Source organism: Ectopseudomonas oleovorans, assembly GCF_003052605.1.
Classification (GTDB): Bacteria; Pseudomonadota; Gammaproteobacteria; order Pseudomonadales; family Pseudomonadaceae; genus Aquipseudomonas; species Aquipseudomonas oleovorans_A.
Genome location: NZ_QASO01000048.1, coordinates 15192 through 27953, shown reverse-complemented (window position 1 = coordinate 27953; position 12762 = coordinate 15192). Strand labels below are relative to the sequence as shown.

Sequence of the window (12762 nt, the reverse complement as noted above, 5' to 3'; positions counted from 1 at the left end):
GGGGGCTACCACGTAACGTGGGACACCAGTTGCCCTGAGTAGAAGCCCCAGGCGACCAAGGCAACGGTAATGGCGGTAAGGCCGACACGGACAGTCAGCGCGCCGACCACGCGCGAACCATGGCCCTCATCCTTGACCAGGAAGAACAGGCCGCTGAACAGGCTGGCGATGGTTGCCAGCAGCATGAGGACGATCGCGGCCTTGAGCATGTGAGACTCCGGGGGATTGACGTGATGCATTGCAGTATAGCCAGCAACCCCGATCGTAACGGCAGGGCGCAATGAGCGCCTTCCGTCCCGGTTGGTTGCCCAGCGTGCTGGTTGCCCTGCTGCTGCCGGGGTTGCTCTGGCTGGGCTTCTGGCAGCTGCAGCGTGGCGAGGAGAAGCGCGCGCTGCTGGCCAGTTTCGAGGCGCGGCGCCAGGCAGAGCTGATCAGTCTCGAGCAACTCGAGCCTATGCCGGACCCCGCCTACCGCCGCGTCCACCTGCGCGGACACTTCGATACCGAGCACAGCCTGCTGCTCGATAGCCGCATCCGTGATGGCCATGCCGGTGTCGAGTTGCTGCAGCCTTTTTACGATCAGTCCAGCGGCCTCTGGGTGTTGCTCAACCGTGGCTGGCTACCCTGGCCGGACCGGCGCACGCCGCCGCATTTCGATAGCCCCGACGGCGTGCTGCAACTCACTGCCTGGGTCTACGTAGCGCCTTCTGGTGGTTTGAATTTGCGCTCCGGCGCAGCATCCGAAGGCTGGCCGCGACTGATCACGCAGGTCGAGGCCGACAGCCTCTGGCGTCAGCTGGGCCGTGGCGGCCTGCCTTTCGAGGTGCGCCTGGAGTCCGGGCCGGCCAGTTATCGCGTCGACTGGCCAATCGTGGCCATGAGTCCCAGCAAGCATCTGGGCTATGCGGTGCAGTGGTTCTCATTGGCTGCCGCGCTGCTTGGTCTGTTCATCTATCTCGGAATTCACAATGCACGGGAGCGTCGTCATGAACCCAGCCATCGCCATGCCTGAGGCACCGCGCAAGGGGCGTGGTCGCCTGCAATTGTTGTTGATCCTGGCCATTGCCATCGGCCCGATGTTCCTGGCCAGCGCCATGTACCAGTGGCGCTTCTGGGTGCCGGAGACGCGCAGCTACCACGGCGTGCTGATCGGCGATGGGCGCACCCTCGCCGATCTCGGTGTGCAGGGGCAGGTAGAGCCGTTGTGGCAGATTCTGGTGACAGCACCGGGCGCATGTGAGGCCGACTGTCAGCAGCTGGTCTACCTGGCGCGGCAGATCCAGATCGGTCTCAATCGCGAGACTGCCCGCGCCAGTCACGGCCTGGCGCTGGCCGAACCATTGCCGGCCGAGTACGACGCCACGCTCAAGCGCGAGTACCCGCAGCTTGGACGCTATCAGCTGGATCTGCAGGCCTACGACAAGGCCGCCGAGGCGTTAACGGGTGCACAGCTGTGGCTGGTCGATCCACACGGCAACCTGGTGCTGCGCTATCCGGCCGGCAGCAAGGGCAAGGCCATTCTCGATGATCTGCGCTACCTGCTGAAAATTTCCCTGATCGGTTGACGCCGCGCTCTGTCCATATCGACAGAGCGTCAGGCCCAGTGCCCAAGGAGTAGACATGCACAAGCCCGGTTACCGTCTAGCGTTGTTCGCGACCCTCCTGACCGTGGTGGTGGTGCTGCTAGGTGCCTACACCCGCCTTACCCATGCCGGCCTGGGCTGTCCGGATTGGCCGGGTTGCTATGGTTTTCTCGGCGTGCCGATGAGCGAGCACAAGCAGGCCATCGCCGAGGCGCGTTTCCCTGATGCACCGGTGGAGGTCGCCAAGGGCTGGTACGAGATGATCCATCGCTACTTCGCCGGCGCCCTGGGGCTGGTGATTCTCGTCATCGCTGCCCAGGCCGTGCGCCGTCGCGCGGAGCCCACCCAGCCGCTCAAGTTGCCGTTGGCGATTCTGGCGCTGGTGATCCTGCAGGGCGCATTCGGCATGTGGACGGTCACCCTGCAGCTGTGGCCGCAGGTGGTCACAGCTCATCTGCTCGGCGGTTTCGCCACGCTCAGTCTGTTGACCTTGCTCACTCTGCGTCTGTCTGGACGCTTCGCCCCGCTGCAGCTGCCAGGGCGCCTGCGGACATTGGCGGCGGCGTGCCTGCTGCTGGTGATCGGGCAGATCACCCTCGGCGGCTGGGTCAGCTCCAATTACGCTGCCGTCGCCTGCGTCGACCTACCTACCTGTCATGGCGAGTGGTGGCCTACGATGGATTTCGGCAAGGGCTTTCACCTGACCCAGCACATCGGCCCCAACTACCTGGGCGGACAACTCGACAGCGACGCGCGCACCGCCATTCACATGAGCCATCGCATCGGGGCGCTGCTGGTAACGCTGGCGCTGCTGGTGCTGGCCTGGCGGCTGCATGTGGCCGGGCTGTCGCGCCTGGCTGGCCTGCTGCTGCTGGCGCTGGCCGTGCAGGTGGGCCTGGGTATCAGCAACGTGATCTTCCACCTGCCGCTGCTGGTGGCGGTGGCGCACAACGCCGGCGGTGCGGCCCTGCTGCTGAGCATGGTGCTGATCAACTATCGCCTGCGCACGGCAGGTGAGCGCAGGCATGCCGTGCACACGCTCACCGATGCCCACGCGGCTCTGGCTTCCAACGGCCTGCTGCAGGCCGGTAAATAACGAATCAGGGAGAAATGCCATGGCGACCATCCTGCAAGCCCATGCCGAACCTGCCACCTGGCGTGATTATCTGGAGCTGACCAAACCGCGGGTGGTGATGCTGATGCTGATCACCTCGCTGGTCGGTATGTTCCTCGCTACCCGTGCCGGTGTGCCCTGGACCGTGCTGCTGTTCGGCAACCTCGGCATCGGTCTGTGCGCCGGCGCGGCGGCGGCGGTCAACCACGTGGTGGATCGACGGATCGACTCGATCATGGCGCGCACGCACAAACGTCCGGTCACCGCCGGTCGTGTCTCGCCGGTGGCGGCGTTGACCTTCGCGCTGCTGCTGGCCATCGCCGGCATGAGCCTGCTGATGGTGTTCACCAATGAGTTGGCTGCCTGGCTGACCCTGGCCTCATTGCTCGGCTATGCGGTGATCTACACCGGCTTTCTCAAGCGTGCCACGCCGCAGAACATCGTTATCGGTGGCCTGGCTGGCGCCGCGCCGCCGCTGCTGGGCTGGGTCGCCGTCACCGGACACCTGAGTGCCGAGCCGCTGCTGCTGGTGCTGATCATCTTCGCCTGGACGCCGCCGCACTTCTGGGCCCTGGCCATCCACCGCAAGGCCGAATACGCTAAGGCCGACATCCCCATGCTGCCGGTGACCCATGGCGAGCACTACACCAAGGTGCATATCCTGCTCTACACCCTGGTGATGTTCGCGGTGACCCTGCTGCCCTACGCCATTCACATGAGCGGGCCGCTGTACCTGGTCTGCGCCCTGCTGTTGGGCGGCCGCTTCCTGCACTGGGCCTGGGTGCTGTACCGTGACAGCAAACCGCACGCAGCGATCAACACCTTCAAGTACAGTATCTGGTACCTGTTCCTGCTGTTTATCGCGCTGCTGGCGGATCACTATCTGCTGCTGAATATCTAAGGTTTTTCATGACGCGTACCCACACAACGGTTTTCGTTCTTGTCGCCATCGTGGCCCTGGTGCTGGGGCTGACCGTCAACAAGGTGCTCAACAGCAAAAGCCAGGGTGACCCGGCGGCACTGCTCGATGCCGGTATCGTCCTGCTGCCGCAGAACCGCAGCCTGCCAGCGCTGAGCCTGATCGATCAGGACGGCAAGGAGGTCGCGGTGGATCAGCTCAAGGGCGACTGGACGCTGCTGTTCTTCGGCTACACCTTCTGCCCGGACATTTGCCCGGCGACCCTCGCCCAGCTGCGCCAACTGCAGACTCAGCTGACCGAAGAAACTCGCGCACGGCTGAACGTGGTGATGGTCAGCGTCGACCCGCATCGCGATACACCGGAGCAACTGAGCAAGTACCTGGGCTTCTTCAATGCCGGCTTCAAAGGCCTGACCGGCGAAGAGGAAACCCTGCAGAAATTTGCCAACTCGGTGAGCATTCCCTATATCCCGGCTGACACCAGCAAGGAAAACTACACCGTCGACCACAGCGGCAATCTGGTGATCATCGGCCCGGATGGTACCCAGCGCGGTTTCATCCGCGCGCCGATCAACAACGCCAAGCTGGCGGCGCAACTGCCGGGGCTGGTTTCGGGTAGCTGATCCGCTGGGGTGCGCCTACGCACCACCATCATCCAGGCTGCATGGCAAAGCATTTCCCGGATTTCATCCGGGCTACGGCCCCGACGCGTAGGGTGGGTTAGCGGCGCCGAACGCCAATATTGCAAACGCAGATAAGGGCAGTGCGCCGCGTAACCCACCAGGTGATGGATGGCATTGCGCCGATGGTGGGTGACGCCGCTGCAGGCACAGCGGGCGTTTCAAAAGGCGTGACAGGTGGTCAACCCGCCTTACGGAATGCGCCGATCTAGCTACAGTGCGAACGGCAGCGGCAGGTTGACCTGCTGGCGCTGTGCCAGGCGCCGCTGGAATTCGCCCGGATCATGAATCAGCACTTCCTGCCCGGCGAACGACTCGGCGGCGATCAGGCGCGACAGCCAGAAACGCACGCAAGCCACGCGCAGCATGGTCGGCCACAGCTGGGCCTCGGCAGCGCTGAAGGGCCGCAGCGCCGCATAAGCGCCGAGCAGCGCGCGGGCACGAGCGCCATCGAGGCTGCCGTCTTCGTGCGAGCACCAGTCATTGAGGGTGATGGCCAGGTCGTAGAGCATCGGCCCGGAGCAGGCGTTGTAGAAGTCGATCACCCCGGCCAGGTGGTTGCCGTCGAACAGCACGTTGTCGCGGAACAGGTCGGCATGCAGGTTGGCACGCGGCAGGGCGAGGATGCGCGGTTTCAGCTCGGCGATCTCGGCCAGCGCATCACGCAGTAGCGGTAACGCCTGTTCATCAAGCTTCAGCGCCTGACTCGGGCCTTCGGCGAGCATCCAGTCCAGGCCGCGGTCGCTGCGACGTTCCACCGGCTGTTCGCGAGTCGCCAGGTGGATGCGGGCCAGCAGGCTACCCACTTCCTGACAGTGATGCGCGTTGGCCTCGCGCACATGTTTGCCGGACAGCCGGGGCTGCAGCAGCGCCGGTTTCTCCGCCAGGCGGCGCAGCGCCTCGCCATCCTGCGTGCGCAGGGCATAGGGCACCGGCAGGCCGGCATCGTGCAGTACGTCGAGCAGCTCGATGAAGAACGGCAGGTCGGCCACCGGCCCGCGTTCGACCAGGGTCAGAACGTACTCACCCTGCTCCAGGCTGACGAAGAAGTTGCTGTTTTCGCTGCCCGCAGCAATGCCCTGGAAATCGCGCAACCGACCAAGCCCATAGGGCGCCAGGAAGACTTCGAGCTCATGACGCTCCAGGGGGGTGAATACCGACATATCAGACCTTAATGACTTACCAGCTAAAGATTTCCCAGGACGGGATCAGCATGTCCGGATCGTCCGAACGTACGAAGTTGCCGTCGCTGCCATCGGCGCGAACGAGAAAGTAGGGTTTACCGTTCTTCGGGATCACCTTGATGGCGTAGAGGAAGCCATTGACCCGGTATTCCTGAATGGTGCGGTCGCCATCCTGGCGAATGGTCACGTCGGGATCGGCGGAAACCGGATCCTCGGCTTGAGCGGCAAGCGGAAGACAGGCCATAAGGCCGACCAGCAACAGGCGATTAAGCGTACCCATGATAATCTTGCTCCTTTGTTTTTCACCGATGCAGCCATTCTACCGCTGCGCCCGCCGAAAAGGTTGATCCCGCGCATGAGCCAAGCCCCCCTCGTTCTGGTCGACGGTTCCTCGTACCTGTACCGCGCCTTCCACGCCCTGCCGCCGCTGACCACTTCCAAGGGCATGCCCACCGGAGCGGTAAAAGGCGTGCTGAACATGCTCAGGAGCCTGCGCAAGCAGTACCCGAACAGCCCCTTCGCCGTGGTCTTCGACGCCAAGGGCGGCACCTTTCGCGACGAGCTGTTCGCCGAGTACAAGGCCAATCGCCCGTCCATGCCGGACGAGTTGCGCGTCCAGGTCGAGCCGCTGCATGCCAGCGTGCGCGCCCTGGGTCTGCCGCTGCTGTGCGTCGAAGGCGTTGAAGCTGACGACGTGATCGGCACCCTGGCGCGCCAGGCGGCGGGGGAAAAGCGCGACGTGGTGATCTCCACCGGCGACAAGGACATGGCGCAGCTGGTCTGCCCGCACGTTACGCTGGTCAACACCATGACCGGAAGCGTCTATGACGAAGGTGGCGTGAAAGAGAAATTCGGTGTCGGCCCTGAGCTGATCATCGACTATCTGGCCCTGATGGGCGACAAGGTCGACAACATCCCCGGCGTGCCCGGCGTCGGCGAGAAGACCGCCCTCGGTCTGCTGGTCGGCATTGGCGGCGGTCTCGATATGCTCTACGCCAACCTCGACAAGGTCCCTGAGCTGCCGATCCGCGGCGCTAAGAACCTGCCGGCCAAGCTCGAAGAACACCGCGAGATGGCCTACCTGTCGTATCAACTGGCGACCATCAAGACCGACGTGCCGCTGAATATCGAGATCGACTCGCTGCATCCCGGCGAGCCGGATCAGGCCGCGCTGGTGGAGCTTTACGGCGAACTGGAATTCAAGAACTGGCTGGACGACCTGCTGCGGCAGAACAAGTCACTGGCGGCCAAGACTGCTGCGCCGGCTGAAGATCTGTTCGCCGAACCGACTGACGCAGCCGCCGAAGATGCCGCTGAACCCGAACCGGCAAGCACCGGTGATTACCAGCTTGTGCTGGAACAGGCGCAGTTCGATGCCTGGCTGCAGAAGTTGGAGAAGGCCGAGCTAATCGCCTTCGACAGCGAGACCACCAGCATCGACGCCCAACAGGCGCAACTGGTCGGTCTGTCCTTCGCGGTCAAGGCCGGCGAAGCGGCTTATATCCCGCTGGCCCACAGCTACATGGGCGTGCCGCAACAACTCGATCGCGATGCGGTACTCAAGGCACTCAAGCCGATTCTTGAGGACCCGGCCAAGGCCAAGGTCGGCCAGCACGCCAAGTACGACATCAATGTCCTGGCCAACGCCAGCACGCCGATTGCCGTGCAGGGCGTGGCTTTCGACACCATGCTCGAATCCTATGTGCTGGACTCCACCGCCACCCGCCACGACATGGACAGCCTGGCGCTGAAGTACCTGAACCACAGCACCATTCGTTTCGAGGACATCGCCGGCAAGGGCGCCAAGCAACTGACCTTCGACCAGATCGCTCTGGAGCAGGCCGGCCCCTACGCCGCCGAAGATGCCGACGTGACCTTGCGTCTGCATCAGGAGCTTTGGGGGCGCCTCGAAGCCGTGCCCTCCTTGGCCAAGGTGCTGCGCGAAATCGAGATCCCGCTGGTGCCGGTGCTGGCGCGTATCGAGCGCAACGGCGCGCTGGTCGACGCCAAGCTGCTTGGCGAGCAAAGTGTCGAGCTGGGCGAAAAACTGGTGGAGCTGGAGCGCAAGGCGTTCGAGATCGCCGGTGAGGAATTCAATCTGGCCTCACCCAAGCAACTCGGCGTGATCCTCTACGAAAAACTCGGCTACCCGGTGATCAGCAAGACTGCCAAGGGCCAGCCCTCCACCGCCGAAGCGGTACTGGCGGAACTGGCCGAGCAAGATTTCGAGCTGCCCAAGGTGCTGATGCAGTACCGCAGCTTGAGCAAGCTCAAGAGCACCTACACCGACAAGTTGCCGGAGCAGATCAACCCGCGCACGGGGCGTATCCATACCAGCTATCACCAGGCGGTCGCCGCTACTGGCCGCCTGTCGTCGAGCGACCCGAACCTGCAGAACATCCCGATCCGCACCGCCGAAGGCCGGCGCATCCGCCAGGCTTTCGTGGCGCCCAAGGGCTACAAGCTGATGGCGGCGGACTACTCGCAGATCGAGCTGCGCATCATGGCTCATCTGGCCAAGGACAAAGGTCTGCTCGATGCCTTCCACCATGACCTGGACGTGCACAGGGCCACTGCTGCCGAGGTGTTTGGTGTGGCACTGGAAGAGGTGACCAGCGACCAGCGGCGCAAGGCCAAGGCGATCAACTTCGGCCTGATCTACGGCATGAGCGCCTTCGGCCTGGCCAAGCAGATCGATGTCGAACGCAAGGAGGCGCAGGCTTACATCGACCGCTACTTCGCCCGTTACCCGGGGGTGCTGACCTACATGGAAAGCACCCGCGCGCAGGCTGCCGAGCAGGGCTATGTCGAGACGGTCTACGGCCGGCGCCTGTACCTGCCGGAAATCCACGCGCAGAACCAGGCCATGCGCAAGGGCGCCGAGCGCGCGGCGATCAACGCACCGATGCAGGGCACGGCGGCGGACATCATCAAGCGCGCCATGATCGCCGTGGATGGTTGGCTGCAGGACAGCGGCATCGACGCCCGCATCATCCTGCAGGTGCACGACGAACTGGTACTGGAAGTGCGTGAGGAACTGATCGACGAGGTCAGCGCCAAACTCAAGAGCCTGATGAGTGGTGCCGCCGACTTGGACGTACCGCTGTTGGTGGAAGTCGGTGTCGGCGCCAACTGGGACGAAGCGCATTAAGCCCCGTCGCCGCGGCCGCTTTAGCTTTTGGGTTTCAGGGAATCAAAAGGCGCTTTCTTATTGCAAATGGTTTTAAGGCGGCGATGAACTTTCTGTAAACCCACCCGGTCAGAGTTCATGAATGGCCGTTAAGCCCTTCAATGCTCCTTTGTTGTGTTAAGTGTTGGCAGACATCTGAACCCCGCCCTAGCGGTTCAGACCTTGAACCCCGAACTTCTCCCTCCCCATACGAAGCTCGGGGTTTTTTTTGCCTGTAAAAAGGCCGCTAGCGGCATTCTGATGACCCTCTCCCTCCGGGAGAGGGTGCCCGAAGGGCGGGAGAGGGTTTATCCGGCGATGCCGAGCGTCGCCTGAACCACCCTCTCCCCAGCCCTCTCCCATAAATGGGAGAGGGAGCAGACCGTGCATGCCGGGTGTGCGTCGCACCCTACTCCTGTTCCTCATCCTCTTGCGGCAATAGATCCAACCAACCGGCCAGTACCATCTGCGCTTCTTCCACGCCCATACGCTTAGGCGCCGAGAACAACTGGATGCTGATGCCCTCGCCCCACTGCTTGTGAATTTCCTGGCGCACCTTAAGCAAAGTGGTCTTCGCTGCGCCGAAAGCCAGTTTGTCGGCCTTGGTCAGCAGGATATGCAGCGGCATGCCACTGGCTACCGACCAGTCCAGCATCATACAGTCGAACTCGGTCAGCGGATGGCGGATATCCATCATCAACACCAGACCGCTCAAACTCTCGCGGCTGCCCAGATACGCTTCCAGATGTTTCTGCCAGTGCTGTTTGAGCGGGATCGGTACCTTGGCATAACCGTAACCGGGCAGGTCGACCAGGCGACGCTCGTCGTCCAGGCGGAAGAAGTTGAGCAACTGCGTACGTCCCGGTGTTTTCGAGGTGCGCGCCAGGCTGGCGTGGGTAAGGGTGTTGAGCGCGCTCGACTTGCCAGCGTTGGAGCGGCCGGCGAATGCCACCTCCAGGCCGCTGTCCTCGGGGCACTGGTCGACCTTGGCGGCACTGATGAGGAAGCTGGCCTGCTGGCACAGACCGATGATGGGATTTTTCGGGAGCATGGGGGTATCCGGTGGATGCCTCGATTCCTGTTCAGTGGTTCGAGGGCTTGCGACATTTCCGCGCACCTGCTGCACTCCAGAGGGAGCGGCAGGGAGCGTCGTTTCCGTTTCAGTATTGCCAGTATATAATGCCGCAGATTTTGTGTGCGCTTTGTCCCACCCGCAGGAACCCAATTGCCGGGAGCGATTACATCTCTGCTCGATAGAAAGCAGGACGCTCCCAACCCTGATGAGGTTGATCTGATGAAGAAAATGCTGCTTGCTGCTGCCGTTATGATGTTGTCGTTCAACGGCTATGCTGCTCAGGATCCGCAAGCTGTGTATGACCGTTCCTGTGGTGTATGTCACAACGGCCAGATTCCCACGGCGCCCCAGAAGGGCGACAAGGCCGCATGGGAGCCGCGTCTGGCCAAGGGCATGGATACACTGGTGCAGAGTGTCACCAATGGTTTGAATGCCATGCCGCCGCGCGGCCTGTGCATGGACTGCTCGGCCGAGGATTACCAGGCGGTCATCAAGCTGATGACCGAGTGAGTAAGCCCGCTCGATAACCCTTTCTCTCTTAGCCGTAATTGGATTAGCTGATGAACAAAGTACTCGTGAGTCTGCTGTTGACCCTGGGCCTCACTGGCGTGGCACAGGCTGCTGGCGATGCCGAAGCCGGTCAGGGCAAAGTCGCTGTCTGTGCTGCCTGCCATGGCGCCGATGGCAACAGCCCTGCACCAAACTTCCCCAAGCTGGCCGGTCAGGGCGAGCGTTACTTGCTCAAGCAGCTGCACGACATCAAGTCCGGTGCCCGTCCGGTGATCGAGATGACCGGCATGCTGGATAACCTCAGCGATCAGGACATGGCTGACATCGCCGCTTACTTCGCCAGTCAGAAGATGAGCGTTGGTGCTGCCGATCCCAAGCTGGTCGAGCGTGGTGAGGCGCTGTTCCGTGGCGGCAAACTGGAAGAAGGGATGCCGGCCTGCATTGGTTGCCATGCGCCTAACGGTGCCGGTCTTGCCGCCGCTGGTTACCCGCACCTGGGTGGTCAGCATGCGCAGTACACCGCCAAGCAACTGACCGATTTCCGTGAAGGCAACCGCACCAACGATGGCGACGCGATGATCATGCGGTCCATTGCGGCCAAGCTGAGCAACAAGGATATTGAAGCCGTGTCCAGCTTCATCCAGGGTCTGCACTGATAATTTGCTGCGCGTCGGCCCTGCGGCGTCAGAAACAGGATCGGAAGCCGCTTGCGGCTAAACCCCTTCAGGGCGGATCCGGAGGGGCGAACGGAGCGAGTCATGCGGATGTACAAAAGTACAGTCGCCCGCGACTCCGACCGTTCCTCTCCTGTTTCTTCCTTGCCGGGCTCTAGCTCGCGAAATTCTCAAAAGACCAAGGGCTTGTTGCTTTTGGCAAGACAAAGGGTGGCTGCGGCCGCCCTTTTTCGTATGTGCCATGGCTACAATGGGCGGAACCGGCCCAGCGGTAGCGAGTCATAGTCTCAAATCGCCACTTAGGGCGACGCTTATCCAGTTGAGGAGTACCCCCATGCGTAACCTGATTTTTGGCGCCGCTCTGGCGATCAGCGGCCTGTTCGGCCTTAGTGCCCATGCCGAACCGGTAGCCGGCCAGCAGTATGTCGAGCTGAAGAGCCCGGTGCCGGTGTCCAAGCCTGGCAAGGTCGAAGTGGTGGAGCTGTTCTGGTACGGCTGCCCGCACTGCTATCAGTTCGAAGCGACTCTCAACCCCTGGGTCGAGAAGCTGCCGGACGACGTCAATTTCGTCCGCGTGCCGGCGCTGTTCGGTGGCATCTGGAACGTGCATGGCCAGGCGTTCATCACCCTGGAAAGCATGAAGGTCGAGCACAAGGTGCATGACGCCGTGTTTAACGCCATCCACCAGGAGAAGAAGAAGCTGGCCTCGGCTGAAGAGTTCGCTGACTTCGTCGCCACCCAGGGCGTTGATCGCGATGCCTTCCTCAAGACCTTCAACTCCTTCGCCGTCAAAGGCCAGATGGAAAAGGCCAAGAAACTGGCCATGGCCTATCAGATCACTGGCGTGCCGGTGATGGTCGTCGGTGGCAAGTATCGCTTCGACCTGGGCTCTGCCGGTGGCCCGCAGCAGACGCTGGAAGTCGCCGATCACCTGATCGCCAAGGAGCGTGCCGCGCTCTAAGCGGCCGCAGGCGCGAAGCATGTTGCGCCGCTGGCGAAAGACACGTGCGGTTGGTCTGTGCGACCCGCAGATCAACCCGCACTGCTCGCCCCATGCCGACTGGCCAGCTGACGGCCTATTGCGCTTGCTCAGTTTCAATGTTCAGGTCGGCATCAATACCCAGCGTTACCACCACTACCTGACGCGCAGTTGGCAGCATCTGTTGCCTCATGCCGGGCGTGCCGGCAATCTTCAGCGCATCGGTGATCTGCTCGCCGATTTCGATCTGGTGGCGTTGCAGGAGGTCGATGGCGGCAGCCTGCGCTCGGGTTATATCAATCAGGTCGAGTACCTGGCCCAGCAGGGCGCCTTTCCCTTCTGGTACCAACAGCTCAATCGCAATCTCGGGCGCCTCGCCCAGCACAGCAACGGCGTGCTAAGCCGCTTGCGTCCCACCTTGCTGGAAGATCATCCACTGCCCGGGCCGCCTGGGCGCGGTGCGATCTTTCTGCGGCTGGGAGAGGGCGAGCACGCACTGGGCGTGGTGATGATGCACCTGGCCCTGGGCGCTCGTACCCGCACCCGGCAACTGGCCTATATCCGTGAGCGGGTCAGCGAGTTTCGCCATCTGGTGCTGATGGGCGACATGAATACCCATGCCGTCGACCTGCTGGAAAATTCGCCGCTGCGTGATCTTGGCCTGCTCGCGCCGCAGGTTGAGGCGACCTTCCCGAGTTGGCGACCGCAGCGCTGTCTTGACCATATCCTGCTCAGTTCCGAACTTGAACTGGGGCGTGTCGACGTACTCAGCCAGCCAATTTCCGATCACCTGCCGGTAGCCGTGGAAATTCGCTTGCCGGCAGCACAGAATGCTGCGCAACTGCCTATGCTGAAAACGCCATCTCCCGAGTAAG

14 protein-coding genes are annotated in these 12762 nt (G+C 62.5%); 10 read left to right on the top strand and 4 right to left on the bottom strand.

The genetic code is table 11. The features are described from left to right. Positions 1–5: 5 nt before the first annotated feature. On the bottom strand, positions 6–209 hold the full coding sequence (locus DBO86_RS09100) for a twin transmembrane helix small protein (RefSeq protein ID WP_021487546.1): 204 nt from the start codon (positions 207–209) through the stop codon (positions 6–8). Positions 210–280: 71 nt separating this feature from the next. Here DBO86_RS09100 and DBO86_RS09095 point away from each other — a divergent pair, with 71 nt between their 5' ends. From DBO86_RS09095 to DBO86_RS09075, 5 genes are read left to right on the top strand one after another with little or no spacing between them, the layout of a single operon-like run. Beyond that, a complete protein-coding gene (locus tag DBO86_RS09095; RefSeq protein WP_108233503.1) occupies positions 281–1012 on the top strand; it encodes an SURF1 family protein in 732 nt (243 codons plus the stop codon). After that, positions 987–1565, top strand: coding sequence for a hypothetical protein (locus DBO86_RS09090; RefSeq protein WP_108233502.1), 579 nt, complete (start codon positions 987–989; stop codon positions 1563–1565). The genes DBO86_RS09095 and DBO86_RS09090 overlap by 26 nt, the downstream gene beginning before the upstream one ends. 55 nt (positions 1566–1620) lie before the next feature. Further along, positions 1621–2679 (top strand): COX15/CtaA family protein, encoded by a 1059-nt coding sequence (locus DBO86_RS09085; protein WP_108233501.1) that lies wholly within the window; start codon positions 1621–1623, stop codon positions 2677–2679. Between the two features lie 19 nt (positions 2680–2698). Continuing rightward, positions 2699–3598 (top strand): heme o synthase, encoded by a 900-nt coding sequence (cyoE, locus tag DBO86_RS09080; protein WP_108233500.1) that lies wholly within the window; start codon positions 2699–2701, stop codon positions 3596–3598. Between the two features lie 8 nt (positions 3599–3606). Then, positions 3607–4239: an SCO family protein gene (locus DBO86_RS09075; protein WP_108233499.1), complete on the top strand. Its 633-nt coding sequence runs from the start codon at positions 3607–3609 to the stop codon at positions 4237–4239. Positions 4240–4508: 269 nt separating this feature from the next. Here DBO86_RS09075 and DBO86_RS09070 read toward each other — a convergent pair whose 3' ends face one another. Together DBO86_RS09070 and DBO86_RS09065 are read right to left on the bottom strand one after the other, a co-directional pair. Continuing rightward, positions 4509–5459, bottom strand: coding sequence for a homoserine kinase (locus DBO86_RS09070; RefSeq protein WP_108233498.1), 951 nt, complete (start codon positions 5457–5459; stop codon positions 4509–4511). Positions 5460–5475: 16 nt separating this feature from the next. After that, positions 5476–5760, bottom strand: coding sequence for a DUF2782 domain-containing protein (locus DBO86_RS09065; RefSeq protein ID WP_045733646.1), 285 nt, complete (start codon positions 5758–5760; stop codon positions 5476–5478). 75 nt (positions 5761–5835) lie between these two features. Between DBO86_RS09065 and polA the strand changes: the two genes are divergently transcribed. Next, positions 5836–8631, top strand: a complete 2796-nt coding sequence (polA, locus tag DBO86_RS09060; protein WP_108233514.1) for a DNA polymerase I — start codon at positions 5836–5838, stop codon at positions 8629–8631. A 427-nt stretch (positions 8632–9058) separates the two neighbouring features. On the opposite strand, the gene yihA is transcribed toward polA, so the two are convergent. Beyond that, complete coding sequence (gene yihA / locus DBO86_RS09055) at positions 9059–9700, bottom strand: ribosome biogenesis GTP-binding protein YihA/YsxC (protein ID WP_074857132.1); 642 nt, start codon at positions 9698–9700, stop codon at positions 9059–9061. A gap of 243 nt (positions 9701–9943) precedes the next feature. Here yihA and DBO86_RS09050 point away from each other — a divergent pair, with 243 nt between their 5' ends. The 4 genes from DBO86_RS09050 (at position 9944) to DBO86_RS09035 (ending at position 12761) form a co-directional block, all read left to right on the top strand. Beyond that, positions 9944–10234, top strand: coding sequence for a c-type cytochrome (locus DBO86_RS09050; protein WP_004423033.1), 291 nt, complete (start codon positions 9944–9946; stop codon positions 10232–10234). A 50-nt stretch (positions 10235–10284) separates the two neighbouring features. Beyond that, complete coding sequence (locus DBO86_RS09045) at positions 10285–10890, top strand: c-type cytochrome (RefSeq protein ID WP_074857130.1); 606 nt, start codon at positions 10285–10287, stop codon at positions 10888–10890. Positions 10891–11242: 352 nt separating this feature from the next. Beyond that, on the top strand, positions 11243–11869 hold the full coding sequence (locus DBO86_RS09040; protein WP_108233497.1) for a thiol:disulfide interchange protein DsbA/DsbL: 627 nt from the start codon (positions 11243–11245) through the stop codon (positions 11867–11869). 19 nt (positions 11870–11888) lie between these two features. Next, positions 11889–12761 (top strand): endonuclease/exonuclease/phosphatase family protein, encoded by an 873-nt coding sequence (locus tag DBO86_RS09035; protein ID WP_108233496.1) that lies wholly within the window; start codon positions 11889–11891, stop codon positions 12759–12761. Position 12762: the final 1 nt, after the last annotated feature.

Coding starts and splice junctions, on each gene's coding strand:
- polA (WP_108233514.1), top strand. CDS start 5,836: ATGAGCCAAGCCCCCCTCGTTCTGGTCGACGGTTCCTCGTACCTGTAC.
- DBO86_RS09075 (WP_108233499.1), top strand. CDS start 3,607: ATGACGCGTACCCACACAACGGTTTTCGTTCTTGTCGCCATCGTGGCC.
- DBO86_RS09065 (WP_045733646.1), bottom strand. CDS start 5,760: ATGGGTACGCTTAATCGCCTGTTGCTGGTCGGCCTTATGGCCTGTCTT.
- cyoE (WP_108233500.1), top strand. CDS start 2,699: ATGGCGACCATCCTGCAAGCCCATGCCGAACCTGCCACCTGGCGTGAT.
- DBO86_RS09095 (WP_108233503.1), top strand. CDS start 281: ATGAGCGCCTTCCGTCCCGGTTGGTTGCCCAGCGTGCTGGTTGCCCTG.
- DBO86_RS09045 (WP_074857130.1), top strand. CDS start 10,285: ATGAACAAAGTACTCGTGAGTCTGCTGTTGACCCTGGGCCTCACTGGC.
- DBO86_RS09090 (WP_108233502.1), top strand. CDS start 987: ATGAACCCAGCCATCGCCATGCCTGAGGCACCGCGCAAGGGGCGTGGT.
- DBO86_RS09035 (WP_108233496.1), top strand. CDS start 11,889: ATGTTGCGCCGCTGGCGAAAGACACGTGCGGTTGGTCTGTGCGACCCG.
- yihA (WP_074857132.1), bottom strand. CDS start 9,700: ATGCTCCCGAAAAATCCCATCATCGGTCTGTGCCAGCAGGCCAGCTTC.
- DBO86_RS09070 (WP_108233498.1), bottom strand. CDS start 5,459: ATGTCGGTATTCACCCCCCTGGAGCGTCATGAGCTCGAAGTCTTCCTG.
- DBO86_RS09085 (WP_108233501.1), top strand. CDS start 1,621: ATGCACAAGCCCGGTTACCGTCTAGCGTTGTTCGCGACCCTCCTGACC.
- DBO86_RS09050 (WP_004423033.1), top strand. CDS start 9,944: ATGAAGAAAATGCTGCTTGCTGCTGCCGTTATGATGTTGTCGTTCAAC.
- DBO86_RS09040 (WP_108233497.1), top strand. CDS start 11,243: ATGCGTAACCTGATTTTTGGCGCCGCTCTGGCGATCAGCGGCCTGTTC.
- DBO86_RS09100 (WP_021487546.1), bottom strand. CDS start 209: ATGCTCAAGGCCGCGATCGTCCTCATGCTGCTGGCAACCATCGCCAGC.